This is a genomic window from Micromonospora sp. NPDC023814, assembly GCF_040639595.1.
Classification (GTDB): Bacteria; Actinomycetota; Actinomycetes; order Mycobacteriales; family Micromonosporaceae; genus Micromonospora.
Window position 1 is genome coordinate 1 of sequence record NZ_JBFAAF010000088.1, and the last position, 25,339, is coordinate 25,339.

At 71.8% G+C, this 25,339-nt stretch carries 22 protein-coding genes; 10 read left to right on the forward strand and 12 right to left on the reverse strand.

Annotation, left to right across the window (positions count from 1 at the left end):
- Positions 1 to 280 precede the first annotated feature (280 nt).
- The gene (locus AB0G14_RS30705; RefSeq protein ID WP_350677161.1) at positions 281 to 772 is read right to left on the reverse strand and encodes a hypothetical protein; all 492 of its coding nucleotides are present in this window, start codon (positions 770 to 772) and stop codon (positions 281 to 283) included.
- A gap of 119 nt (positions 773 to 891) precedes the next feature.
- Complete coding sequence (locus AB0G14_RS30710; RefSeq protein WP_357703396.1) at positions 892 to 1,020, reverse strand: hypothetical protein; 129 nt, start codon at positions 1,018 to 1,020, stop codon at positions 892 to 894.
- 67 nt (positions 1,021 to 1,087) lie between these two features.
- Between AB0G14_RS30710 and AB0G14_RS30715 the strand changes: the two genes are divergently transcribed.
- From AB0G14_RS30715 to AB0G14_RS30725, 3 genes are read left to right on the forward strand one after another with little or no spacing between them, the layout of a single operon-like run.
- Entirely contained in the window at positions 1,088 to 1,405 is a 318-nt protein-coding gene (locus tag AB0G14_RS30715; protein ID WP_357703398.1) for a type VII secretion target, read from the forward strand.
- Between the two features lie 3 nt (positions 1,406 to 1,408).
- Positions 1,409 to 2,623 carry a WXG100 family type VII secretion target gene (locus AB0G14_RS30720; protein WP_357703401.1) on the forward strand — a complete coding sequence of 405 codons (1,215 nt, stop codon included), beginning with the start codon at positions 1,409 to 1,411 and terminating at the stop codon, positions 2,621 to 2,623.
- On the forward strand, positions 2,623 to 3,264 hold the full coding sequence (locus AB0G14_RS30725; RefSeq protein ID WP_357703403.1) for a hypothetical protein: 642 nt from the start codon (positions 2,623 to 2,625) through the stop codon (positions 3,262 to 3,264). Before AB0G14_RS30720 ends, AB0G14_RS30725 begins: the two co-directional genes overlap by 1 nt.
- A gap of 24 nt (positions 3,265 to 3,288) precedes the next feature.
- Here the strand turns inward: AB0G14_RS30725 and AB0G14_RS30730 are convergent, their stop codons facing one another.
- A complete protein-coding gene (locus AB0G14_RS30730) occupies positions 3,289 to 4,086 on the reverse strand; it encodes a DJ-1/PfpI family protein (protein WP_357703406.1) in 798 nt (265 codons plus the stop codon).
- A 233-nt stretch (positions 4,087 to 4,319) separates the two neighbouring features.
- Between AB0G14_RS30730 and AB0G14_RS30735 the strand changes: the two genes are divergently transcribed.
- Positions 4,320 to 5,309: a helix-turn-helix domain-containing protein gene (locus tag AB0G14_RS30735; protein WP_357703408.1), complete on the forward strand. Its 990-nt coding sequence runs from the start codon at positions 4,320 to 4,322 to the stop codon at positions 5,307 to 5,309.
- An 8-nt stretch (positions 5,310 to 5,317) separates the two neighbouring features.
- Here AB0G14_RS30735 and AB0G14_RS30740 read toward each other — a convergent pair whose 3' ends face one another.
- Entirely contained in the window at positions 5,318 to 6,331 is a 1,014-nt protein-coding gene (locus AB0G14_RS30740) for a LacI family DNA-binding transcriptional regulator (RefSeq protein ID WP_357703410.1), read from the reverse strand.
- 113 nt (positions 6,332 to 6,444) lie between these two features.
- On the opposite strand from AB0G14_RS30740, the gene AB0G14_RS30745 reads away from it, so the two are divergent.
- The 4 genes from AB0G14_RS30745 (at position 6,445) to AB0G14_RS30760 (ending at position 9,512) form a co-directional block, all read left to right on the forward strand.
- Positions 6,445 to 7,029, forward strand: coding sequence for a CGNR zinc finger domain-containing protein (locus AB0G14_RS30745; RefSeq protein ID WP_357703412.1), 585 nt, complete (start codon positions 6,445 to 6,447; stop codon positions 7,027 to 7,029).
- A 281-nt stretch (positions 7,030 to 7,310) separates the two neighbouring features.
- The gene (locus AB0G14_RS30750; RefSeq protein ID WP_357703415.1) at positions 7,311 to 7,499 is read left to right on the forward strand and encodes a hypothetical protein; all 189 of its coding nucleotides are present in this window, start codon (positions 7,311 to 7,313) and stop codon (positions 7,497 to 7,499) included.
- Between the two features lie 100 nt (positions 7,500 to 7,599).
- Positions 7,600 to 8,394, forward strand: coding sequence for an AraC family transcriptional regulator (locus AB0G14_RS30755; protein ID WP_357703417.1), 795 nt, complete (start codon positions 7,600 to 7,602; stop codon positions 8,392 to 8,394).
- A complete protein-coding gene (locus AB0G14_RS30760) occupies positions 8,391 to 9,512 on the forward strand; it encodes an NAD(P)/FAD-dependent oxidoreductase (RefSeq protein ID WP_357703419.1) in 1,122 nt (373 codons plus the stop codon). Before AB0G14_RS30755 ends, AB0G14_RS30760 begins: the two co-directional genes overlap by 4 nt.
- On the opposite strand, the gene AB0G14_RS30765 is transcribed toward AB0G14_RS30760, so the two are convergent.
- Genes AB0G14_RS30765 through AB0G14_RS30780 form a run of 4 tightly spaced genes read right to left on the reverse strand, consistent with a single transcriptional unit; the run spans position 9,506 to position 13,230 of the window.
- Complete coding sequence (locus AB0G14_RS30765) at positions 9,506 to 10,096, reverse strand: ATP/GTP-binding protein (protein WP_357703421.1); 591 nt, start codon at positions 10,094 to 10,096, stop codon at positions 9,506 to 9,508. The genes AB0G14_RS30760 and AB0G14_RS30765 overlap by 7 nt on opposite strands.
- Positions 10,077 to 10,466 (reverse strand): DUF742 domain-containing protein, encoded by a 390-nt coding sequence (locus AB0G14_RS30770; RefSeq protein ID WP_357703423.1) that lies wholly within the window; start codon positions 10,464 to 10,466, stop codon positions 10,077 to 10,079. Before AB0G14_RS30770 ends, AB0G14_RS30765 begins: the two co-directional genes overlap by 20 nt.
- A 6-nt stretch (positions 10,467 to 10,472) precedes the next feature.
- On the reverse strand, positions 10,473 to 10,895 hold the full coding sequence (locus AB0G14_RS30775) for a roadblock/LC7 domain-containing protein (RefSeq protein WP_357703425.1): 423 nt from the start codon (positions 10,893 to 10,895) through the stop codon (positions 10,473 to 10,475).
- On the reverse strand, positions 10,888 to 13,230 hold the full coding sequence (locus AB0G14_RS30780) for a nitrate- and nitrite sensing domain-containing protein (protein WP_357703427.1): 2,343 nt from the start codon (positions 13,228 to 13,230) through the stop codon (positions 10,888 to 10,890). Before AB0G14_RS30780 ends, AB0G14_RS30775 begins: the two co-directional genes overlap by 8 nt.
- A gap of 657 nt (positions 13,231 to 13,887) precedes the next feature.
- On the opposite strand from AB0G14_RS30780, the gene AB0G14_RS30785 reads away from it, so the two are divergent.
- Together AB0G14_RS30785 and AB0G14_RS30790 are read left to right on the forward strand one after the other, a co-directional pair.
- The gene (locus AB0G14_RS30785; RefSeq protein ID WP_357703429.1) at positions 13,888 to 14,367 is read left to right on the forward strand and encodes a DUF2975 domain-containing protein; all 480 of its coding nucleotides are present in this window, start codon (positions 13,888 to 13,890) and stop codon (positions 14,365 to 14,367) included.
- Positions 14,367 to 14,573 (forward strand): helix-turn-helix transcriptional regulator, encoded by a 207-nt coding sequence (locus tag AB0G14_RS30790; protein WP_091094605.1) that lies wholly within the window; start codon positions 14,367 to 14,369, stop codon positions 14,571 to 14,573. Before AB0G14_RS30785 ends, AB0G14_RS30790 begins: the two co-directional genes overlap by 1 nt.
- Positions 14,574 to 14,618: 45 nt before the next feature.
- On the opposite strand, the gene AB0G14_RS30795 is transcribed toward AB0G14_RS30790, so the two are convergent.
- The 4 genes from AB0G14_RS30795 to AB0G14_RS30810 all read right to left on the reverse strand — a co-directional run bounded on the left by AB0G14_RS30795 (position 14,619) and on the right by AB0G14_RS30810 (position 24,912).
- Positions 14,619 to 15,884: an MFS transporter gene (locus tag AB0G14_RS30795; RefSeq protein WP_357703432.1), complete on the reverse strand. Its 1,266-nt coding sequence runs from the start codon at positions 15,882 to 15,884 to the stop codon at positions 14,619 to 14,621.
- 620 nt (positions 15,885 to 16,504) lie between these two features.
- Positions 16,505 to 17,200 (reverse strand): hypothetical protein, encoded by a 696-nt coding sequence (locus AB0G14_RS30800; protein WP_357703433.1) that lies wholly within the window; start codon positions 17,198 to 17,200, stop codon positions 16,505 to 16,507.
- Positions 17,201 to 17,276: 76 nt separating this feature from the next.
- Positions 17,277 to 18,980 (reverse strand): tetratricopeptide repeat protein, encoded by a 1,704-nt coding sequence (locus AB0G14_RS30805; RefSeq protein WP_357703435.1) that lies wholly within the window; start codon positions 18,978 to 18,980, stop codon positions 17,277 to 17,279.
- A 466-nt stretch (positions 18,981 to 19,446) separates the two neighbouring features.
- Positions 19,447 to 24,912 carry a carboxyl transferase domain-containing protein gene (locus tag AB0G14_RS30810; protein WP_357703438.1) on the reverse strand — a complete coding sequence of 1,822 codons (5,466 nt, stop codon included), beginning with the start codon at positions 24,910 to 24,912 and terminating at the stop codon, positions 19,447 to 19,449.
- Positions 24,913 to 25,339: the final 427 nt, after the last annotated feature.

The window sequence follows — 25,339 nt, forward strand, 5'->3', positions numbered from 1 at the left end:
CGCCCCACCACCAGGTGGGGAGTCGCTCGCCCGCACGGCGAGGATCCACAACAGGGCACCGGAAACCCGGTGAACGTTAGTGGACACCGCACTAGGCGTCACCTGACCGGTTGGCCGATCCCGCCACGGGCTGGTCCTGGCTCGCACGGCGGCCTGTTGGCGCGTGCGTCCAGGGGCGGTGAGAGCGCCGGCCCCCTCCCACAGGAGGAGGCCGGCGCTCTTGTCCGACGTCCCGGTCGCTACCGGGCAGGTCCAGGTCAGACAGGGGTGGTCGGCGGGCTCAGCCTCCGCAGCCGGTGCTGATGTCGAATTCGGTGATGATCCAGCCGTCGTCCTGCTTCTTCCAGGTCACTGCGGCGAAGTTCCCCTGGAAGCCGCCGTTCGGGTCCGGCGGGCAGGCCTCCAGCATCGCGAAGAACTGGTTGGGGTACTCGACCTTGCCGTACATCGTGGGCCCCCACTCCTTCGGCGGCGGACCTGACTGCTGGCTGGCGAAGGAGTCCACCACGCCCTCGCAGGTCGTGCCCTCAGCGTCCTTCCATCGCCTCATCTCCCCGATGAACCTGTCCGCGGCGTCCGGAGTCATCAGTGAGCACACCCGCTGCGAGTCGGCGGCGTAGATGGCCTTCATGATCGCTGCGTACGAGTCTTCCGGGGACTTCGGGATGCCGGTGCCACTGTCGTCACCAGTTTCGGCCTGGCCGCCACCGCAGGCGGACAGCAGCGCGACGGCGACGAGCGGCAGCGCGACCCTTGCAACGCGAAGACGCAAGAGGGTTTCTCCTTCGTAGTGCGTGATGATGCGGGGACGCGGGCATGCCCGCCGTGCGCCCGCCGACGTGAACCAAGCCCAAGATCATATTGCAATGATCTTGCGGGTTCGCCACCGCGTCACCCGTCGAGCTTCGCCTTGGCGGTGGCCTGCGGCCGGACCCGCAGTTCGATGCGGCGGGCTGGCTCCGTCAGGTGGGCCAGGGCAGACCCACCACAGGCGTCGCCGCGACCTCGAACGCCGGTCATGATCCCGAACCGGACTGTCGTACCGGTAGCCGTACCATGTGGCAGCAGTCGAACGAGGATGGACGGTTTGGGCGGGTTCAAGGTCGAGGTGGACGCCTTGCGTTCCGTGGTGACGCGGATCGAAGGCATCAAGGGCGACATCAACGCGGCGCAGCGGAAACTCGGGTCGGGCAACGCCGAGGACCTCGGATCGGGAGACCTGGACGCCGCCGCCGAGGACTTCGTCGACCGCTGGGGCAGCACGCTCGACAAGATGGCCGCGGGGGTGCAGGGCGTGCAGAACAGGCTGACGTTGTCCGCCGACGGGTACTCGCAGACCGACCTCGACAACGGTCAGCACTTCAAGGGCGTGCTCGAACCCGAGCTGGCTCCGAAGGGGAGCTGACGCATGCTCGAGTGGTTCGGCTTCGCACCCGAGAAGTACCCTGCCCTGGGTTTCGACCCCGCGCCAGGAACCCCCGCGAACGTCGCGGCCTTCGCCACCGTCCTCAAGAATGCCGCCGGCAGGCTGCAGGAGGCCAGAGGTGAGATCGATGCGGTGGCTCGGGGCGTCGGCGGCTGGGAAGGCCAGGCGGCCGAGGGTTTTCGCAACCGCATCCACGGGTTCCCGAAGAAGCTGGACGAAGCCGCCAGCACGATGACCAAAGCCGCGGACCTGCTGGAGGAGTGGCACCAGGACCTCGTCACGCTGCAGACGAAGGCCCGCGCCTACGAGCAGGACGCCGCAGCGGCCAAGAAGAAGGTGGAGGCGGCCGAGGACGACCCGGCGCTCAGCCTCGTCGGTCAGTTCTTCGACAACGACCTGGACCTCGCCGCCGCTCAGGCCAAGGTCAACGCCGCCAACCGGCGGCTCGAGACAGCACAGGGGGAGCGCGACGACATCGTCGCGAGCGCCGAGACCCTGAAGAGGCACCACGAGGAGCTGTCGACGGAGGTCGCGAAGAGGCTCGGCCGTCTCGCCGAGTCCGCCAGCGATCCCGGGCTGCTCACGGAACTCCTGGACGGCCTGACCGCGCCGTTCGACGCGTTCGGGGACTGGATGACGAACAACGCGAACCGGATCGCCAACCTGGGCGATGTCTTCGGCGACATCGCCGTCGGCAGCGGTCTCGTGTCGCTGCTCATCATCGGCACCGGCACCGTGCTCTCCGGGACGGTGATCGGCGCCCCGCTGGGCGGGGCGCTCATCATCTTCGGCGGCAGCGGCCTGGGTGCCAGCACGATCCTCGGGATCGGCAGCGGCATCCTGCACGGCTCCGCCCGGCTGTCCGGCGGCGACGTCTCCGGCCAGGATCTGGTCTTCGACCTGGCCGGAGCCAGCACCATCCCCATCGGGAAGGTGATGGACCCGGCCCTCGAAGGCCTCGACGACGTCACTCGCGGCATGCGCGAGGCGTTCTTCGACGGAAGCTGGCAGTCGTCGGCGAACTCCATGCAGCAGGAGGACATCGCCAACCACGTCGACGACTACTGGCAGGACGGCTGGTACGACATCCCGGCCGCCATGGAGCGGGCGTGGAGCCTGGGCGGGGGCGAGGACGACGCCGCACAGCGGGAGAAGGCGGAACGGTTGCAGGAGGCGAAGAAGGCGGTGGCCCACTAGTGCTCCCGTTCACCGAGACGGCGCCGCCCGCGCTGCCCCGCGTCGGATTCGCCGTGCCCTCCTGGTTCCACGCGATGCCGCTGCACCCCGACCCCGACCAGCGCCGGCAGGCTCTGTTCGAGCTCGCCGCCCGGGTCCTGCCCGAGGGAGACCCCGACCAGCGTCGGTCCCTGGCCGCACTGTACGACCGGCAGGTCGTCGAGCTGAGCCGCTACCCACTGCTCTACTACGGGTTCAGCTGCCTGGTGGCCGACGGCAAGGCCAGCGTGTCGTCCCTGCTGGTCGCTCTGGAGCCCGCGGAGCAGATGGACGTGAACCTCGCTGCGGACCGGCTGACCGCGCAGTTCGAACGCGCGGCGGGGCCGTACCAGCGGGTGGAGCAACGTATCCTGCCGTGCGGTCCGGCGGTGGTCGTGCTGGCCGGTTCCGGCGCGCCGATCCCCACGCGGCTCGGCGCGCAGCCGGAACCGGCAGTCGTCCCGGTCGCCTGCGCCCAGGCGGTCGTGCCCCTGCCCGACGCGCCGTACCTACTGGTCCTACGCCTCACCACCCCGAGCCTCGCCGACTGGGCCGAGTACTGCCGGATGATGGTCTCGATCCTGCGCAGTATCCGGTTCGAACAGCGCGATCCGGCGCCCTGACCGGCCCGCTTCCCCAGACCCGGGTCAGCGGGCGGCGGAATTCCTGAGCAGCCGCAGTGCCAGGCTGGTCAGCTCCGGACCGGCCTTGTCGGGGCTGCCCGTGTCGAACGGCGGTTGAGGGTCGTATTCCACGACCAGTTGTAGGGCCTGTGCGATCCGGTCACCGGCGAGCTTGGCGGCGAGATGCAGTGACATGTCGATCCCAGCGGACATGCCGGCCGCGGTGATGATCCGACCTGCCTCGACGAAGCGGCTCGGCACGAACGTCGCGCCGAACTGGGCGAGTTCGGCCTTGAGGCCCCAGTACGTGGTGGCCGGCAGCCCGCGCAACAGGCCGGCCGCGCCCAGCACCAGGGATCCGGTACAGACCGAGACGGTCCACGTCGTGTGCCGATGGAGCCGCTGGATCCAGCGGATCGTCTCGGGGTCCGCCTGCACGTCGCGGACGTTTCCCCCGGGCACCAGCAGCACGTCGGCCGTGCGCACCTGGCTCAGCGTGTGGTCCACGCCGAGCGTGAGCACCCCGGTGTCCGTCCGCACCCGGCCGGCCTCCCTGCCGACGGTCACCACCTCGGCGCCCGGGATCCGGCACAGCACCTCGCACGGGCCGATCGCGTCCACCGCCGTGACCCCGTCGAAGAGCAGGATCGCGATGCGCAGCTTCCGGGCCGGGCCGGTGGAGCCGGTGCGCTGCCCGGCCGAGGCCGAGGCCGGGGCGGCCGGGCCGGACGTGACCAGGCCCGTGCCGGCCAGGCCCATGCCCGCCCCGCCAGCGGCCGCGGCCCGCAGAACCGTCCGTCGGCTGACGTCCATCGTCAACATTCATGACCTCCTCATGGCTCGGCCTGGACCGATCGAGTACGTCCCCGGCTGATGTCCGTGCATGTGGCACTGGTCGGCCCGGTCACCGCCGCGGTTCCCGGTTCTGTGCGGCTGGTCCGGATCCGAGGGGATCCGGTCCGCATCAGGCGTGCCCGCTGCCGCTGCCGGCCTACGGGACGGCGCGAGTGAGCCCGGTCCGGGAACCAGCCGGCCGGCGCATCGGACCTGTGGGTATGGCGGCTGATGACGGGCGTGAGGTGGTCCTCGTCGTGCACGACGGTGCGGTCCTCCTGGACGTGGCGGGACCGCTCCAGGTCCTGAACGGCTCCGGCGGCTACCGGATGCGGCTCGTGTCGCCCGACGGGCGGCCGGTGCGTACCGACGTCGGCGTGTGGATGGGGGTCGACCTGGCGCTGCCCGAGGTCCGTACTCCGGTCGACACGCTGATGGTCGCGGGCTGTCCGACGACGGCCGGCAACCGTCCACCCACCACGGTGGTCGAACAGGTACGGCGGATCGGCCGGTCGGCGCGGCGGGTGGCGTCTTTCCGTACGGGGGCGTTGGTGTTGGCCGAGGCGGGCCTGCTGGAGGGCCAGCGGGCGAGGACCCACTGGGCCGTCTGCGGCGATCCGGCGGCACGGTTCCCTGGCGTCGCGGTGCGACCTGATGCCGTCTGGGTCCGCGACCGCCCGCACCTGACCTCGGCCGGGATGACCGCGGGCATCGACCTCGCGCTCGCCCTCGTGGCCGAGGACCTCGGCGTCGACCGGGCGCGCACGGTCGCCAGACACCTGGCCGGGTCTGTCCACCGGCCCGGTGGCCGGGCGCAACGTGACTCGGCCGGCGTCGGGCCCGCGCCGGCCGGGCCGGTCCTGCGCCGGGTGCTCGACGCGGTCGAGACGCAACCGTCGGCCGAACACACCCTCGCGACCATGGCGGCCCGTGCGGCGGTCAGCGAGCGCCAGCTGACCCGGCTGTTCCGCCGCGAGACCGGCACCACCCCGGCCCGGTACGTCGAACTGATCCGGGTGCACGCGGCCCGGGCCCTCCTCGAAGCCGGAGATGCCGGCGTCACCTCCATCGCTCGTCTCTGTGGTTTCGGCTCGGCCGAGACGATGCGTCGGGCCTTCCTGAGGGTCGCCGGCGTCACCCCGGCCACGTACCGCCGTCGGTTCCGTGGCCAGGAGGTGCACGAAGCCGACGTGCGGCGACGGCAGCCGTGACGCCGGGATCAGCACGAGGAGTGGGCCACCCTGGATCGGTCGGCCCTTCGCGTACTCGCCCGGGGCAGCAGGGTGTGGGGCGCCACCACGTCGACCGGGGCGGCGTTCGGCTCGGCGATGCGGGCGACGATCCGGGCCACAGCCTGGCGGGCGATGAACCCGGTGTCGGCGGAGACGGTGCTGAGCGCCGGCCGCGCCCAACGCCCCTCCTCGCTGCCGCCGACGCCGATGACCGCGAGGTCTTCCGGGACGCGCACGCCGGCGTCGAACGCGGCGCACAGGGTGCCGACCGCCAGGGCGTCCGAGGCGCAGACGACGGCGTCTGGGCGCCGGTGCTGGGCCAGCAGCGTACGGGCGGCCCGGTAGCCGTCGGCGCGCTGGTGGGACGGCGCCCGTAGGAAGTGGCCGGGGAGCGGGGCGAGGCCCGCGGCGCGGAGGGCGTCGGCGTACCCCTGGATGCCCGGCGGTGTCGGCGACGGCTCGCCCGGTCCGGCGTCGATGGCGGCGATGCGCCGCCGGCCGGTGCCCAGCAGGTGGGCGGTGGCGTCCCGGCTGGCACGGACGTGGTCGATGCCGACCCGGTCCACGTGACCCCCCGGGGCGAACCGGCCGATCCGGACGACGGGCAGCCCGCCGACGCCCGGCACGGCCGGGAGGTTGGCGAGCAGGAGACAGCCGTCGACCGGCAACGGAGGGTGCGCGACGGCGGCGCGTTCGGGGTCGGAGTCGATCGGGTCGATGACGACGCGGTAGCCGCGCCCTGCCGCGGCGCGGACGACCGCCCGCGCGAGCGCGCCGATCCCGGGCAGGTCTGCCTCCGGCACGATCAGCGCAAGCACCCCGGCCCGCCCGGTCCGCAGGGTCCGGGCGGAGCGGTTCGGACGGTAGCCCAGTGCCTCGACGGCGGCCTCGACGCGGCGGCGCACCCCGTCGCTGACGTGCGGGTAGCCGTTCATCACGTTGGAGACCGTCTTCACCGACACCTGGGCCAGTTGCGCCACGTCGCGGAGCGTGGTGGGCATCGGGCTTCCCCGCCTTCATCGCATCCCTGCTACACCAGCGAAACCGTTTTGATGGTGTACGGCGGCAGTGACACCTGTCAAGGCATTACGCTGGTGTGAACCGAGGGGGTGCGATGAGCGAGGAGGATGTGATCCCGCCTGCCGCCCGTCTGCTCCGGGACTTCGTCAACACGTTCGAACCGCAGATCGACGAGGAGTCACTCACCGCCCCCGAACGGCTCCGGGACTGGTTCGCCGAACGGCGGCTGCTCCGACCCGACGCCCGGTTGCGGGCGGCCGACCTCGCCGTCGCCGTGACCGTCCGCGAGGGCCTGCGTGCGGTGCTGCTCGGCCACGCCGGCCATCCCGCCGACGCCGCCGCGCTGCACCGACTCGACCAGGCCCTCGCCGGGGTGCCGGTACGGATGACCTTCACCGACTGTGGACACCGCCTCGTCGCCGCCCGCGACAACGCCATCGACCACGCCCTGGCCGCTCTGCTGGACGCCGTCCGGCAGTGCGGTGAGGAGCAGAGCTGGACGAGGTTGAAGGTGTGCGCCCGGGACACCTGCCGCTGGGCGTACTACGACGCCTCCCGGAACCAGGCCCGCCGCTGGTGCTCCATGGCCGGCTGCGGCAACTACGTCAAGATGCGCCGGGCGTACGCCGCACGCACCAGACGCAAGGGGAACGCCGCCGGCGGAACGCCCGCACGCTGAGCCGTCAACCCGAATGCCCGCGCCCGGGCGGCATCCGGGGTGACGGACCGATTCCGCCGAAACAGCCCCCCGTAGCTGCCACGACGCGGGAAAGTCGGCGAAGAGTCGCGTGTCGAAGGGGGACTGGTGCGATCGACCCAGCGCCGGCTGGTGGCGCTCCTCGGGATCGCCGCGGTGGTCCCGCTGGCCGAGGTGCTCGTGCTCATGCCGAGCGGTTCGTCACGGCAGAGGGGCTCGCCCCACAGATCTCGGCGGTCTGGCCGTACGACTCCTACCACGACATGCGCTGGCTGCTGGTCTACCACGACTCCTGGCTGACGTTCTGGGCCGGGCTGCTGGGCGCGATCCTGCTGCGTGGGGTGCTGTCCGCGGCGCTGGTCGGTCTCGCCTGGCCGGCACGCGTCCCACGGCCCACCGCGCCACCCGGCAGCCCCTTCACGCCAAGCCGATTCTGCGGTCCGGTCAGATGAACGTGACCGTCAGCGGCCGGCGGCCGAGCGTACGCTCGCTGCGTCGACGAGGCGCCGGCACCCGTGGTCCTGTGCCGGCGACGCGCAAGGAGCGGGTGAGTTGAACGCCACGTGGCGGGGGTGGGTGGGGCTGGCGCCGGGCCGGATCTACTATCGCGGCGAGATCGGTGCGGCCGGGACGCATTCGCACCACGCGGTGCAACTGCTCGTCGCCCGCGACACCGTCCTGGTGCTCCGGGGCGCCGACGGCATCGACCATTCCTGCCGTGCGGCGCTGATTCCGGCGAACACCGCGCACGCCGTCGTCGAGGGTGCGGCGGACGGCCTGCTCGCGTTGATCGACCCGGTGTCCAGTCTCGGCCGGCTGCTCGACCGCGGTGAATCCCGGTCCGCCTCGGCCGCGCGGTGGCGGCTGGATCCGCATCCACCACCCCCGCCCGGCGACGTCTCGCCGGCGGAGGCGATCGACGCCGTGATCCGGTCCGTGGTGAGGGGCGAGATCCCGAACGCGCGCCCGCGACACGCCGCCGTGGCCGAGGCGGTGGATCTTGTCCCTACCCTGCTGCCCGGCAGGGTAGGGCTCGGCGAGGTGGCGCGAGCCGTGCACCTGTCGCAGAGCAGGCTGTCGCACCTGTTCCGGCAGGAGCTGGGGCTGCCGTTCCGCGCCTACGTGCGGTGGGAACGGCTGCGCACGGCCCTGCTGCTGTTGTCGTCGGGCGGGTCCCTGACGCAGGCCGCCCACGAGGCCGGCTTCGCCGACTCCTCCCACCTGACCAGGGTGTTCCGGAGCATGTTCGGACTGGCGCCGTCCGAGCTGCTGCGCGGGGTGCGGTGGGAGGGTCAGCAGGTTCGTCCAAGCCCTGGACCCGGCGCCGGGGAATCGTGGGTGTCGTGACAGAAATTCTCATCATCGGTGCGGGCCAGGCCGGTCTCGCCGCCGGGTACGAGTTGCGCCGCGCCGGATTCGACGTCCTTCTGCTGGACGCGGGCAGGCGGGTCGGGGACGCGTGGCGAAACCGTTGGGACTCGCTGCGGCTGTTCACGCCGGCGCGGCACAGCGCCCTGCCCGGCCTGCCCTTTCCCGCTCCGACCGGCCACTATCCCGGCAAGGACGAGGTGGCGGACTACCTGGCGGCCTATGCCGAACACCATGCCCTGCCCGTCGAGCACGGCGCGGCCGTACGGCTGCTGCGTCGGACCTGCGAGGGTGCCTTCGAGGCCGTCACGGCCAACGGGGTCCGCACGGCGCGTGCCGTGGTCGTGGCGACCGGCCCCTTCCAGGTTCCCCATGTCCCGGCGCTGGGCGATGGCCTGGCCGCGGAACTGGTCCAGTTGCACAGCGTCCAGTACCGGCGCCCCGCCGACCTTCCCGACGGCGCCGTCCTGGTGGTGGGGGGCGGCAACTCCGGTATGCAGATCGCCGCCGAGCTGGCGGCATCGCGGTCCGTCACGTTGTCGCTCGGGACGCGGCAGCCGGTCCTTCCGCAGCGCCCCTTCGGCGTCGACATCTTCACCTGGCTGGACGTCCTCGGGGCGGTACGGGCCCCCGCCGAGAGCTGGCTGGGGCGGCGGATCCGGGCGCGGGACCCCCTGATCGGGACCGGTCCGCGCGCCCTGCGCCGACGGGGTGTCCGGGTCGTCGGTCGCGTGACCGGCGCGCGGGGCCGAACACTGCGGACGGCCGACGGACAGGAGCTGACGCCTTCCGTCGTGGTCTGGGCGACGGGCTTCCGCGCCGACTTCGGCTGGCTGCGGGTGCCCGGCGCCGTCGACCCGGCCGACGGGCTGCCCGTCCACGTCGACGGCGTGAGCCCGGTGCCCGGCCTGTATTACGTCGGCCTGCCGTTCCAGCGCAACAGGGGATCCGCGTTGCTCGGCTGGGTCGGCCAGGACGCCGCCGTGATCAGCCGCCGCGCGTCCACCCGTACGACCTGGCGGGGGCCGCACCCCGGGTCACCGTTGCAGGTGGGTCCGACCGCGCAGCGGCCGGCCCCCGGACGGGATGGTCAGTGAGCGTGGGCCTTGGCGGTGAGCACGTGGGTGACCAGGGTGGTGAGAACGTACTTGGTCGACTCCCGGTCCCGCGCGTCACAGAGGACGACCGGGACCGAGGGCGACAGCTCCAGCGCGTCGGAAACCTCTTCCGGCAGATACCTGGGTGCGCCGTCGAAACAGTTCACCGCGACCACGAAGGGTGTGCCGCGCTGTTCGAAGTGGTCGATGACGGGAAACGAGTCGGGAAGCCGGCGGGTGTCTGCCAGGACGACCGCACCCAGCGCGCCGCGCATCAGCTCGTCCCACATGAACCAGAACCGGTCCTGACCCGGGGTGCCGAACAGATACAGGGCAAGTCGCGGACTGAGCGTGATCCGCCCGAAGTCCATGGCGACGGTGGTGGTTCGCTTGGCTTCGACGCCCGCGGTCGAATCGACCCCGACCGACCGGTCGCTGAGACTCTCCTCCGTACGGAACGGGCGCACCTCGCTGACCGAGCCGACCAGCGTGGTCTTACCGCTGCCGAAGCCGCCAGCGATGAGAATCTTCAGCGAGGCCGGCTCCTGCGACGATGCCAGGGTTTCAGAGTCTCTGAAGACCATCGAGCAGTTCCTCCAGAAGATGCACACTGGCGTGCAGTGCGCCGTGGTTCGGCGGGCGAATGGTGATCAGTTCCAACTCGTGGAGATCGGCGAGCAGGACGCGGAGCACCCCCAGGGGCAGGTCGAGATCGGCGCCGATCTCGACCACGGCAGTCGGCCGCGCGCACAACCGCAGGATCGCGAGATGTTCCGGGCCGAGATACTGGGTGCTGGCGGGATGGACGTCGGCGGCGGCGATCACACTGAGCAGATCCAGAGGGATCTTCGCAGCGTGGGTCCTGCCAGAGGTCACGCCGTAGAGTCGCACCAAGGGCCCTGCCTCGTCGTCGAGCCACTCGTTGCCTCCGGACGACCTCCGCCATGCCGCCATCAGAGGTCACCTGGTCTCGTACGCAGCGTTCTCATACCTCGGAGGGATCGCCATGTGCTCACCCATCCGACGTACCAGCATCGACATCTCATAGGCGATCAGGCCCGCGTCCGCGTCGGGCTCAGCCACGACGGCCAACCGGGCGCCGTCGCCGGCGGCCGTCACGAACAGGAAGCCACGGGTCAGATCCACCACCGTCCGGCGAACCTCACCACAGTCGAAGTGGTCGCCCGCCCCGTTGGCGAGGCTGTGGAAACCAGCCGCGACGGCACTGAGGTGGTCGGCGTCGTTGCGATCCAGATTTCTGGTACGCGCCACGAGGAGACCGTCACCGGACAGGATGACTGCGTGTCGGACGGCGGGGGCGCGGTCCGCGAAGCTGTCCAGCAGCCAGGCAAGGCCGCCAGCGTCCGCAGCCGTCTCAGTCATTCTGATCACTCTCCCGTGCGGGTGTTGAGGACGGCGCATCGAAACTCGCGCCGGCGTCATTATCGGTTCTGGATGTTGAGGGGCGCATCCCGTCCCAGCCCAGTTGGATGGCGGACATCAGTGAGCGGACCTCCTCGGGGTTCCGGTCAGGCGCGGGTTCGGGCCGTGCGGGCGTGGCCCCGGCGCGGCGGGAACCGGCCCGAGGCTGCGGGGCGGGTGCTGCCTGGCGGGAACGTCGGGGCAGCGCCGGCCGGTCGATGTCGGGAACGATCTCCACCGGATTGCGCGGGGCCGGCGGCAAGCTCAGCGCGGGCAGGTCCAGCACCGGTCTGGCTGGCGGGTCCAGCGCGGACGTGCCCGCCACCGGCGAGCCGCGACGGCGCGCCGGCTCGGAAGGAGCGCGGTTGGTGGCGACCGCGTCCCGTCGCGGGGGATGCGGGTCGGCTCCGGCGAGCCGCCCGACCGGCACCCGCTCGAGAGGGCTGTCGGCGTCGACATCGGCGAGCAGGGTGGGGGGCAGCAACACGATCGCCGTGGTGCCGCCGTAGGGCGAGCCGCGCAGCGAGACGCGGATGCCCTGCCGCGCGGCGAGCTGACCGACGACGAACAGCCCGAGCTGGCTTCCGTCCGTCAGGTCGAACTCCGGCGGATCCGCGAGCTGCGCATTCAGCTCCGCCATCACGGCTTCGCTCATGCTCACACCGGCGTCCTCGACCTCGACCACGAAGCCGTTGGCCGCCCTCATGCCCCGCACCTGCACCTGCGTGTCGGCGGGCGAGTACAGCGTGGCGTTCTCGATGAGCTCGGCGAGCAGGTGGATGAGGTCGGCAACCACCGGGCCGACGATGCCCACCGACGGCGGCATGTGAACGGTGACCCGCGGGTAGTCCTCCACCTCGGTAACCGCCGCGCGCACCACGTCCTGCAGCGGCACCGGGCTGCTCCATCCCCGGCCCGGCGCCTCACCGGACAGGATGATCAGGCTTTCGGCGTGGCGGCGCATCCTGGTGGCCAGGTGGTCCAGGGAGAACAACTGGGCAAGCTGATCGGGGTCGTTGCTCTGCCGCTCGATCTGATCCAGCAGCTTGAGCTGGCGGTGCAGGAGCGTCTGGTTACGTCGCGCCAGGTTGACGAACACCCGGGACACGCCCTGTCGGAGCTGCGCCTCGCCGCTGGCCGCCTCGATGGCAACCCGATGGACCCGGTCGAACGAGCCGCTCAGGTCGTCGAGTTCCTTGGTGCGGGGCCGTTCGAGGGCCCGGCCCTTGGGCAACTCGTCGGGGTCGGCGACCGTGCCGGCCCGAAGGCGCTGCACCAGTTCCGGCAACCGTACGGTCGCGACGTCATCCATCCGGTTGCGAAGCAGGGTGGTCTCCCTGAGCAGGGTCCGGCCGATGCGAATCGACACGCTCACCAGCGCGATGACGCCGAGTAGACCGAACCCCGTGGCGATGGCGGCCCGAATCAGGACCCAGCGGGCGATCGGCTCGGCGCTGGTACCCAGCACGGTGGCGGTCCTGAGTTCGAAGGCGTGCACCTCGTCGAGCACGGCCTTCGCCGCGGCGTCCCATTCCGCTGCGGTCACCGTGATGCGGGTGCCGGGCCGTGTCTGAGCAATGGTCTCTTCCAGCGTGCGCAGCCGGTTCATGGCCTCGCTGCTTGCGATCCTGTTGTATTCCGCCGCAACGTCGGCAGGCAGGTTGGGCAGCGCCGTGGCGTACGAACCGGTGACCGCGCCGATGTTGGTGACCAGGGCGTACCAGTCGTCGCGGGTGAGGATCCCGGTGGCGATCGCGGCGGACACCCGGGCGTCCACTTCCTCCAACAGGGCCCGGGAGCGGGTGAGGCGGGACAGTGCCTCACCGGAACTGTGCACCGTCCTGTCGTCGACACCCGTGAGGGAGTTCAGAATACGAATGCCGTTGTCGATGGCGGCGTTGTAGTAGGAAAAGACCTGCGCCGGTGCTGCCGTGCCGCTGTCAATCGCAGATCGCTGAGCGGACAACTGCCCGAGGCGGGCATCCATTTCCTGCGCCAACTGATTGGCGGATCCCTCGCCGATCCTGCCAATCACGTCCATCGCGCCGCTGCGGTACTTCTCGGCTGCTTCGTCCGTGACGGCGCGCGCTTTGTCGAGCGCGGATCGGCCCGTCTTTCGGTTTGCCAGATATACCACTGACGCTTTGCGTTCCGCACTCAGCGCAGAATCCAGCGCGTCGGTGGGCACGCCGATTTCCAGATTCCGTTGCTGGCTCTGGCTGGTCGACACTGCGCCCGGGACGGTGAGATACATGCCGAAGGCCCACAGCGGAAGGAGCGTCGCGAACGCCACCACCAGCAGCGACCAGATCTGAAAACGTACCGAGCGGCGGTGCGGGCGCCGTCTGTCGCCGCCGAGCCGAGGCGTGTCCGAGCCGGTGGCGCCCGTCGATGTTCGAGGGCGCGCAGATTCATCAGGCAACGGTCCGGGCCCCGGTGGTGGGGAACCCGGGTGACGGCCGGCGCCCGGGTCGGAGACGAAAGATCAACACCGCTAGAGCATAAGGGCCTGTCAAGACCCTGAAAAGTGCGACCGAGAGTAGCCGTGGAAGTCGGTACAGTCACATCGATCTTGATGTGGCGGGGTGTGTATGCGCTACGTGAACTGAAGACGGGCCCGGCAGGATCCGGGCGGGCGCGGATATTCGGAATGGATGCACGAAGCGTGGTGGCGGCGTCACGGAGTTCGCCGCGACCGCGTTGGTGTGGTCGCGAAGAAGTGTGCCAGCGGTCGGGCGGGAGGGTGAATCAATGTTCTCGTGGCGGCCAATTTCTGTTTCCCCTCGGCGGGTTTCGGGCGACACGGTCGAGCGTCTCCCCGCCGAGTGGGGTGAGACTTCTGCCCACGTTCACGCTGCGAGCGCCGCGCCGGCTACTGCCGCCGGAGGCGGGTCTCCTGCCGGAAGCTGCCGAACCGATTGACAATCGATAGGTTGCGAGCGATAGTCGATGCATGTTCACCGAGCATCGAGCGGTGGCCCCGCTCAGAGTCTTCCTCGTGTTGCTGTTCGGGATCCTGGTCCTGTTCCAGACCATGTCGCTGCCCGGCCAGTTCGCGCACATGGCCAAGGAGTCCCCGGACCTCGCCCACCTCAGATGGCCGATGACTGCCATCACGGTGTTCTGGGTGCTGTGCATTCAGGTGGTGATCGTGTCGACCTGGAAGTTGCTCACTCTGGTCAGGAACGACCGCATCTTCAGCGACGCCTCCATGGGGTGGGTGAACGCGATCGTGTGGGCGATCGCCGCGGCCTGGGTGGTGCTGCTGGGCGTGTTTCTCTATGTCGGTTTCAGGGCGACAGATCCCGGGCTGCCCCTCCTGCTGTTCCTGATGTTGGTGGGTGTCGCCGTGCTGGGGCTCCTGATGGTGGTGATGCGCGCCCTGCTGCGCCAGGCCACGACGCTGCGGACCGACATGGAAGCGGTGATCTGATGCCCATCGTCGTCCGCATCGACGTCGAACTGGCGAAACGCAAGATGAGTGTCGGTGAGTTCGCCGAGCGCGTCGGGCTCACGCCGGCGAACGTGGCCGTGCTGAAGAACGGCCGTGCCAAGGCCGTCCGTTTCAGCACCCTGGAAGCCATGTGCCGGGTGCTCGACTGCCAGCCCGGTGACCTGCTCGAGTGGGTCGAGGAGTGACCATCACGGTGCGCCGCATGCCACGCACCGAGGGCGAGGTATTCCTCAGCCCCGGCGCGTGGTGCGGATCCTGGCCAGGATGACCACCAGCGCCGTCGCCGCGGCGGCCTGCGAGACCGCCACGGCCACCACCAGACTCGCCGTGGAGTGTTCGTACACTCCTCCCGCGGCGGCGCCTCCGACCAGGGCACCCGCACCCTGCACGGCGGCGAACACCCCGTACGCCGTGGCTCGCCGCGCACCGGGCACGAGATCGGCCACCAGAGCCTTGACGGTGGAGTCCTGCACACCCACGGCGGCGCCCCAGACCAGCACCCCGGCCGTCGCCAGCAGTGGGCCTCCGCCGAACGTCAGAACGGGCACGGCAGCAATCAGCGCGGGAAGCACCACCAGCACCCACGGGCCGGTCCGGTCGTAGATCAGGCCAGTCACCAGCGCGGCGAGCGCACCCGCGCCCATCGCCGCCGCGTACAGCAGCGGCACCGTGGCGGTCGCGACGACACCGGCGCGTACGAGGTGGAAACCGATCAGCCCGAACGTCACCAGGCCCGCGGTGCACAGCGCCATCGCCGCCGCGAACCAGTGGAAGCGGGCCGGCAGCGCCACCCGGCCCGCCGGACGGGCGGGCGGGCGCGGTGCGGCATCGCCCTGCGGCGCATCGGCCGGTGCGGGGGCAGCCGCACGGGCCCGCACGACGACCAGCAGCAGCATGGTGACGGCCCCGGGTACGGCAAGTGCGGCCAGTCCCGGCCACAGCGTTCCCGCGGCCAGCGCGACGACTCCGGCGACGAGCAGCGGACCCGCGAAGGCGCCGACCTGGTCCAGTGCCTTGTGCACGCCCAGACCCCGACCCAGTCCCACGCGTGCGGCGGCGTCGGCGAGCAGGGCCGACTTGGCCGGGCTGCGAATCGCCTTGCCCAGCCGTTCGGCGATGATCAGTGCCGCGGCGACGGCCATGCCGGCGCCACCCAGCAACGGGGTGACGGCGAGCAGCGGCACGCAGACCGCGGTCAACGCGTACCCGAGGATCGTCAACGACCAGTAGCGGCGGGTCCGGTCCGCCAGCGGCCCGGACACCAGACGCAGCAGCAACGCCGCAGCCTCTCCGGCCCCGGTTACCAGCCCGACCGCGACCGCCGAGGCGCCCAGCGAGGCCAGCAGCGGCCCGTACACCGACCGGGCACCCTCGTACACCATGTCCGCGGCGAGGCTGACCACCCCGAACCCGACGACGACCCGCCACGGCGACCACCCGCGCCCGGCCGTGTCGGACGTGCCATCGACCCCGCCCCGCGCCAGGCGTCGACTCAACACCCGATCCGCCACTCGCTCGACCTCCCCTCACCGGTCGCCGTCGAGAACCCCGAGGCCGAAGCCCGCGGCCCGACGCGCCCACCACGGTGTGGATACCAGTTCGGCCCCAGGGCCGCGTCACCGGGCGCTCCGTTCTGGTGCGGCCGACCGGACGCGACAGCGGCGTGACAGCGCCGATCAATACGTTTGTCGCATGAGCATTTCCAAGATCATTCGCCGCGTCGCCCTCGGCGCGGCCACCACGTCGATGGCCGTCGGCGGCCTCGTCGGCGTCCGAGCCCGACCTCCGCCGGCGTCCACCAACCGCCGGCGGGCTGCTTCGCCGAGATGGGCTGGTACTACGGCATCGCCCGGTGCAACTACGGCATGCCCGCGTTCCAGGTCCTCGTGCGGTGCAACGACGGCACCTACCGGACCGGGCCGTGGCTGCAGCCGGGCCCGACCTGGTCGCAGGCCAACTGCAACCACACCCCCTGTGGGTCACCGACGTGTAGGTCAACCTGGCCGACTGACGGTGCCGCGCGACGCTGCGGAGGCCCGCACACCTCCTCAGGACCTCCGCGGCGTCAACCTCCGGCCGGGCCGCGCCTCCCGGTCGAGGCCGGGGCCTCCGGTCGTCAGGAGAGGCGCTCGATCGTCGCGGGGACCAGGCCGTGGCAGCGGGCCACGTCGGTGACCTGGCGCAGCACCCAGCGCAGCCCGTCACCACCGGCCGGGTCGGACGTCACGTCGATGCTCCACGCGACACCGCCGACGCGGCGGAGCTGCCAGACGTGGTTCGTGTCGTTGACCCGCAGCCGGCCGGTGCCGACCACGCCAGGCTCGGTCGCGTCCGTGCCCGAGGCACTGCCGAGCCGCAGCAACGCCGACAGGCGGGCTATCGCGTCGCCGTCCGGTTCACCGGCGAAGAGCACCCGGTGAACCGCCGGGCCGGTGCCCAGCCGCAGCGGCGTACCGGCCCCCAGCGGGACGTCGTCGCCGAAGTGCCGGCGCAGCGCGTCCTCGTCCGGCAGCGTTCCGCCGCCGAGCCGACCGTACGCCGCTTCCGCCCCGGGGCGGTTCACGGCCGTCAACCGGGAGCGCAGGCGCGGGTCCGCGCGGACTGCCCGCACGAACGCGGCCGAGCTCCACCAGCCGGCGTCCGCCGCCGTCCAGCAGGCACTGCGCAGCCGTACGGCCGACAGGTCGTCGTCCAGCACGAACTCCTCGACCAGCAGCCCCGCCTCCGTCGCGTCATCCCCGCCGGTCGCTTGCAGCAGGTAGTAGTGGAGCAGCGCGGTGTTCGCGGGCGGCGTCGGCGTTACCGGGGTCATTCGGGGACGATACTGCCCGATCAGGCCGCATGGTCGACGGGCTCGTCGATTCCGTCGATTCCGTCCTGGGCAGCGGTCATCGGGGCATGGCCCGATGGCAGCGGGCCAGTTCCGCCCGTAGGTCGCGTCGCAGCGACCGGTCCAGGTCGGGCTGGGCGAGCGCGTGGGTGAAGTCCCGGGCGGCCTCTTCCCACCGTCCCAGCCGCATCAGCGCCGTGCCTCGGTTGTAGCGGGGGACAGGTGCCGCCGACAGCGCCACCGCCCGGTCCAGGTCGGCCAGGGCGGCGGGCACGTCACCGCGTTCGAACCGGATCGCGGCACGGTTCGTCCACGCCTCGACCAGCTCCGGATCCCCGGCCAGCGCCTGGCTGAGCAGGTGGTCGGCCTCGGCGAGGCTGCCCCGCTCCGAGCGGATCAGCCCCAGGGTGCACAGCAGCGCGGGCTCCTGCGGGGCCAGCGCCAGCCCGGCCCGCGCGTGCGTCTCGGCCTGTGCGAACGCGTCGCGTCGGACGTGCAGGTTGACCAGGGCGAGCCGGGCGTCGAGATGCCCGGGGTCGATTGTCAGCACGCGCTCCAGGTCGGCGAGCGCCCGCCCGGAACGGCCCCGATCCTGGTGGAGCATGGCCCGGTTGTAGTACGCCTCCGGCAGGTGCGGTCCCAGGCGGATCGCGGTGTCGTAGTCCCTGGTCGCGGCCCGTGGCCGCCCCGCCGCCCGGTGCAGGGCGGCCCGGTCCACGTAGTACTCGCAGTTGTCGGGGTCGTGGGCGATCACGGTGTCGAGGTCCGTCAGGGCCCGCGCCGGATCGCCCAGGGCGAGGTGCACCTGCGCCCGGTTGTGGCGTAGCCGGGCCAGATCCTGTGGGCGCTCGCCGGGAGCGAGCACCGCGGTCAACCGGGCCAGCCCGTCGTCGATCAGCCGTAGCGCGGAGGCGGGATCGCCTTCCCTGCTGTCCAGCAGGGCCAGGCCCTGCTCGTAGAAGACGGTGGACAGCACCCGCTGCCGCGGGTCGTCCAGCCCGGCGGCGAGGTGGAGAGCCTTCTCCAGCCAGTGTCGCGCCCGCGCCGGGTCCTGGTCGGCGGCTGGCAGGTGCCGGGCGTACAGCATGGCGGTGGCGTACGCGGCCGACATGGCGATCTTGGGGTTGTCGGTGGTGGCGCGCGCTTCGTGGTAGAGGTCGAGGGCTTCGGTGGCGCGGTCCAGCGCCGCCAGGGCGGTGGCCAGGCCGGTGGTGAACGCCCACCAGTGCCGCAGGTCGCCGTCGAGGGTCACCGCGGTGCGCCCGCGTCGGGCGGTTCGGGCCGCGTGGTGGTAGAAGCCGCGGGCCAGGCTGTCGCCGAGGGCCGTGCGCATCGACTCCGGCGTCGGGGAGGCCGTCACCGGCGGACGGGGGCCACTGTCGTGCAGGTGGAAGCGCACGGGGGACGGCCCGAGTCGGCGGGTCAGCGTCTCCAACAGCTCGCGGGTGGTTTCGTCGGCGCTTGCGACGTGCGTGAACCGCACCGTGACCGGGCGGCGGAGCCGGTCTGCCCAGGCCGCCACGAACTCGGCCGCGCCGTACGCCAGGTAGGCGGTGCGTCGGGCGGGATGGAACCGGATCGGCTCCTCCTCGGCGGCCGGGCGTGCCGCGCCGTCCAGCCCGGGTGCGATGGCGTGCAGCTCGACCCTGTGGCGGGACGCCAGGCGGGGGTGGTCGGCGGCGACTCGGCCGAGGAAGGCCGCGACCCCGGCGTACGGCCCGTGGTCGCGGTGGCAGTCGTAGTCGCCCGGCTCGTCGGTCAAGGCCGAATCGATCGCCGCAGGGGCGGGCGCCCGGGAGCGCCCGCCGGGTCGGCTGCTACCAGCACCACTCGATCCAGAGCCGGCGGGCACCGGACAGCAGGCGCAGCGAGCTCTTGCGGCGGACGGTCATCTTCCTCACGAGGCGCCTCCAATGTGGATCATTTCAGGACGGGTCAGAGCCTAATCGAGATCGATGGAAATATGAAGACGGCTCGTGATGGTTGTGGCTGCGGCAGGCTGCCGGACGGGCCCCAAGGCTCGGCCGGAGCACACCAGCCCACCGGCGGCCTGTGCGACCTCGACGAATCGGCCTCGGCCCGGCGGTGGAGACGGGTCAGCCGCGGGGTGTCGACGTCCCTCGGTCACGACGGCGAGGGCACCGGTGCGCGGGGCTTCCGCGCACCGGTGCCGGCGCCTGGCGTACGAGCCGGCCGGGGTCGAACGCCACGGCCGGCGACGGGTCGGGTCAGCGCGAACGGGACTCGATGGCCTCGATGATCCGCGGGCGCAGTTCCGCGGCGCGGATGACGGCGTCGACGGAGCCGACCTCGACGGCGCGCTGGATGTTGTGCACGCGGTCGAACTCCGTGGCCACCTCGCCGAGCTTCTCCGCGCGGACCGACGCGCGGAGCTCGTCGAGCTCCGCGGTCAACGCGGCGCGGTCGGCGCCGGAGGCGGCCGCGACGCGGGCCTCCAGGTCCCGCACGCGCGGGTCGGCCGCGGTGCGGGCGTTCACATCACCGGAGAACACCACCGCGGCGGCCGGGGCCCCGCCGAGCACCGAGGCGAACGAGCCCTCCAGCGCGAGGACGGTCATGTTCGGGTTCAGCGCCTTCGAGAACACCACGAACGCGCCGCCGTGGTACCGGGAGATCACGCAGAACACGATGGGCCCGCGGAAGTTCACGATGGCACGGCCGATCTCGGCGCCGTACTCCAGTTGCAGCTTCCGCATCGACTCCGGCGAGCCGTCGAAGCCCGACAGGTTCGCCAGCACCACCAGCGGCCGGTTGCCGCTGGCCGCGTTGATCGCCCGGGCGGCCTTCTTCGACGACCGCGGGAACAGCGTGCCCGCGGTGTAGGTGTCCGGGCCGTCCGTGGGCGGGAAGCCGCGCCGCGGCACCGCCCGCGACTCGATGCCGAGCAGGCACACCGGCATGCCGCCGAGATGCACGTCCTGCACCGCCACGGTCTCCGCGTCGGCCATGCCCGCCCAGCGTTCCAGCACCGGGTGGTCCTGGTCGGAGAGCGCCCGCATCACGGTCCGGATGTCGAACGGCTTCTTGCGGTCCGGGTTGGCCTCGGCCGAGAAGATCTCGCCGACGGTGGTGAAGTCGCTGCCCGCCAGGGCGTGCGGGAAGTCGGAGATGTCACGGTCGACGGGGTCGGTCGTCTTCGCCCGCCGCGGTCCCGCCTCGCCGGGCGCGACGTACGTGTGGTCGTAGTACGACATCAGCACGTCCCGCGCGGCGGTCAGGTTCGGCGCCCAGTACTGCGCCTGCCCGTTCGGCCCCATCACCCGGTCGTAGCCGCCGATGCCGAAGTTGTCCTCGGCCGACACGCCGCCGGAGAAGTCGAGCGACTGCTTGCCGGTGAGCACCATCGCCGAGTCCGGCGTCATCACCAGGATGCCCCTGGTGTGCATGAGCATCGTCGCCTCGGCGTTCCAGTACGGCTGCGCGCCGACGGTGATGCCCGCGACCACGATGTTGATCTCGCCGCCGTCCTGGGTGAACTCGACGATCCGCTTGAGCGCCGCGGCCACCCAGTCCATGTTCTCCGTGCCGGACTCCATCGAGATCCGGGCGCCGGCGGACAGCGCGTACCACTCCAGTGGCACCCGCATCCGCTCGGCCAGGTCCAGCGCGGCGATCACCCGGCGGCACTCCGGCTCCGACAGCGCGCCGAGCGACTTCGTCGGGTCGCCGAGCAGCACGACCCGGGTGACGCCCTGCGGGTGCCGCCGGGTACGCGTCCTGACCACGCCCGCGACGATCGCCGCGGTGTTGCGGCCCTTCGGCCGGTCGACCGGCACCAGCGCGTGGTCGTCGTCGAGGTCGTGCTCGACGAAGTCGCCGAGCAGGCCGGTCAGCTCGTACGGGTACACCGTGTTGCGGCTGCTCGCGCGCAGCACCTTCTGCCGGTAGCCGTCGAGCGGCTCGACCGGCTCGTCCGACGGCTGGCCGACGGTCAGCTTGGTGCCGCCGGTGGCGTCGAAGGAGACCCGCACGGCGATCTTGGTCAGCTCACCGGTCGTCCGGTGACGCTGCCGTGCGATGAACAGGATCTCCTCCAGCCCGGCGCCCGCGGTCGTCGGCAGCACGCGCCCGGCGATCATCTCCAGCTCCGCGCGGGTGAGGTCGCTCGGCGGCCAGACGTAGACCACGATCCGGTTGGTGTTGAAGCGATTCTTCGACGGTCGCCGCGACTGCGCACGGCGGATCGAGTCGAGGCAGGTGGCCACGACGTCCTCGGCCGTCGGCAGCGCGACCAGCCTGCCGTCGTGCTCCCGCAGTGCGGTCAGGTCACGCACCTGCGCGAACGCGACCAGGCGGTCGTCCGACGGGTTCTCCTGCGCCACGCACCGGAAGAGGTAGACCTCCTCGTCCGACGACGGCAGCCGGGTGAGGTCGAACTTGCGCAGCCGCTCCAACTGCATCCGCTGCGCGATGTACGGGTGCAGGCCCCGGATCAGCCGCTCCTCGGTCATCCCGGTGGTCGACGGCCGGAACGTGAAGTGGTGGTGCATCACCGCGCCGCTGCGGCCCGCGACGGTGGTGGTGACCCTGCGGACCCGGCTCGGCAGCGGGTGCGCGCTGACGACCTCGTGCAGCGCCGCCGCCATCGCGTCCGAGTCCTCCGGCTGCTTCTCCCAGGCGAGATAGATGTCGGCGTCGACGGCGTCCTCGCCACGCGCCAGCTCCGCGAGCCCGCGCAGCGCGCTGCCCAGCGCTTCGAATCTCACCGCGGCGGAGACCACGCACGAGCCCGCGCGCTCGGCGACCACGAACGTGCAGCCCGCGACCTCGCTGGTGCGGACGCTGGTCAGATCCTTGTTGCCGTAGTACCGGCGGGTCAGCACTTCCAGCATGACCGCGTGGTCCAGGGAGTCGCGGACGAGCCGCTGGCCAAGCAGCCGCACCAGCGGTTCGGTGCTGCGTACCATCTCGCCGACGCGTTCGGCGCGGTCCGGCGCGTCCGGGTACGCGTCCAGGTGGCGCAGGTGCCTGCGGACGTTCGCGTAGACGCGGGCGCGGTTGCGGCGCAGCAACGGCTGGCCGAACCAGGCGAACACCACGCCGCGCGCGAGGTCGGCGACCACGGGGAAGCGGACCTGCGTCGCGGCCACCAGCCGCTCCAGCGCGAGGCCGGCCGGCTCACGCAGGACCTCGTCCGGCGGCGGCTCCCGCAGCCACGTGCGCAGCAACGTCGCGACGACCGTCGCGTCGGCGGACGCGCGTTGCTGGGCGAGGAAGATGCGGAACACCGCGGCTTCGAGCTCGGGGGAGCGCTCCAGATCGGTGACGCCGTAGTGCCCGAGCGCCCGGGCGAGCTTGGCCTGGAACGCCTCCGGCAGCCCGGCCCGCTCGACGTCGAGGCTCTGGAGGTAGGTGTGGAAGTGCTCGCGGGCGCTGTGCACGTGCCCTTCGCCGCCGACGTCCTCGCCCGCCGGCCGGTTGCGGCTCAGCTCGGCGAGGTCGGCGAACACGTCGACGAGTTCGAACTCCTCGGCCAGCGGCCGGTGGCCGTCCTCGGTGGCAGCCCGGCGCGCGGCGAGGTAGTCGTCGAGCGTCCGGCGATCGTCGTGCGGGTCGATGTCGAAGCCCAGCAGCAGGCTGCGCAGGTCCTCCTGGCCGCGCGTGACGCGCTCCCGAGCCGGCACCTCTCCGGGCACGGCGGGCAGGTCCAGCTCGACGGACTCGGCGGCCGAGGTGTCCTCGGCGTCCTCGGCGTCGTCGGCGAGCGGCTCCAGGCGCAGCAGCGGGGCGCCGGTCTCCACCTGGCTGCCCACGGACACGGCGCATTCCCTCAGCCGCGCCCGGAACGGCGCCCGCAGCACCGTCTCCATCTTCATGCTCTCCAGCACCAGCACCGGCGCGCCCGCCTCGACCTCGGCGCCGACCTCCAGCGGCGTGGCGACGACCAGCGCCGGCGCCGGGGAGCGCACCACGCCGCCCTCGTCGCGGCTGACCCGGTGCGTCACCCCGTCCACCTCGACCAGGTGGATCGGCCCGTGCGTGCCGGTGAGCAGGCGGTACCGGGTGCCGTTGACGACGACCTGCCCGGTGTGCCGGTCGAAGCGGTCGAGCTCGACGTCGGCGGTACGGACGTCGTCACCCGCTTCGATGCCGACGCGGAACCGGTGCGCGCCGACCCGCGCGACCCGCACGCGGTAGCCGACGCCCCGCAGCTTGAGGTCCAGCGGTCGGCCACTCTTGTGCTGCACCTGCGGGCGCCCACCGAACGCCGTCGACAGCAGCCGCTGCCGCTCCGCGCGTTCCTCCTCCTCGTACGCCTCGATGGCGGCGGCCGCCAGCGCGACGGCGGAGTGCCGGTGCGAGACGAGCCTGCCCTCGCCGCGGACGCGGTCGATCCAGCCGGTGTCCGCGCTGGCGTCGATCACCTCGGGCTGGTCGAGCAGGTCGAGCACGAAGCTCTTGTTGGTCGCGCCGCCCTCGATGATCACCGTGGTCTGCGCCATCGCCCGGCGCAGCCTGCCGAGCGCCTCGTCGCGGTCGCGGCCGTACGCGATGATCTTGGCGATCATCGAGTCGAAGTCGGCGGGGATGGTGTCGCCCTCGCTGACGCCGGTGTCCACCCGGATGCCCGGCCCGGCGGGCAGGTCCAGCCGCGCGATCCGGCCAGGGGAGGGCGCGAAGTCGCGGTCGGGGTCCTCGGCGTTCAGCCGGGCCTCGACGGCGTGCCCGCGCTCCACCGGCGGCTCGCCTTCGAGCCGTCCGCCCGAGGCCACGTGCAGCTGCGCCTTGACCAGGTCGAACCCGGTGGTCGCCTCGGTGATCGGGTGCTCGACCTGCAGGCGGGTGTTGACCTCGAGGAACGCGAACAGCCGGTCGCCGGGGTGGTAGAGGAACTCGACGGTCGCGGCGCCGCGGTAGCCGACCGCGACGGCCAGCCGTTCGGCCGACGCCTTGAGCTCGGCCGCCTGCGCCGGGCTGAGCACCGGCGACGCCGACTCCTCGATGACCTTCTGGTTGCGCCGCTGCACCGAGCAGTCGCGGACACCGAGCGCCCACGCCGTGCCCTCGCCGTCCGCGATCACCTGCACCTCGACGTGCCGGGCGCCGGTGACCAGGCGCTCCAGGAACACGACGCCGCTGCCGAACGCCCGCGCGGCCTCCTGGCTGGTGCGCTCGTAGGCGTCGGCGAGTTCGGCCTCGTTCGTGATCACGCGGATGCCGCGCCCGCCGCCGCCCGCGGTCGCCTTCAGCATCAGCGGGTAGCCGATCTCGGCCGCCGCCGCCAAGGCCGCGTCCAGGGTCTCGACCGCACCGCGGCTCCACGGCGCGACCGGCACGCCGACCTCCTCGGCGATCAGCTTCGCGCCGATCTTGTCGCCGAGCTTGCGCATGGCCTCCGCGCTCGGGCCGACGAAGGTGACGCCGACCTTCTCGCACAGCTCCGCGAACGCCGGGTCCTCCGCGACGAAGCCCCAGCCGACCCAGGCGGCGTCGGCCCCGGTCTCCACCAGCGCGCGCTCCAGCGCCTTCAGGTCGAGGTACGGGCGCGCGGACGCGGGACCGAGGTCGTAGGAGAGGTCCGCCTCGCGGACGAAGGTGGCCGTGCGGTCGACGTCGGTGTGCAGGGCGACGGTCTCGATCCGGGTGCCGGTCTCCGCGGCCAGGTCCCGTACGGCGTGGATGAGCCGCATGGCGGCCTCTCCGCGGTTGACGATGGCGACACGACTGAACACCCGACCGAGCCTTCCTGTAGACCAACGATGTACGCCCCGTGACACGGCAGCCCCCGGCAGTGTTCACCCTTCCGCCGGCACTTGAGAACCCCTGTTTCGCTCGACATCCGGCGGCCGGCAGTGCCATGTTGCAGACAGCGCGCTACGCGCCCCCAACACCGTAGGGCAGGGGCTCGGACTCCGGTGTCGCGCCCTGGCTGTCATCGACCACCTGGACATCGAGATCCTGGCGGAAGACGGCGTGGGTGACCGGCACCGCCTGCTGCTCCGCTCCACCGCGCGTCTCCCGCCGAGGGCGGTCCGGGCGATTGACCGGCGCTCCTGCCAGACCGCCTAGGTGACTGGTGTTAAACGGGGGTTGATCGGTGGTCTGGTCAGCCCGTGTGTTTGACGGCTCGTTGGCTGGCGTGAAGGGGGTAGTCGCTGG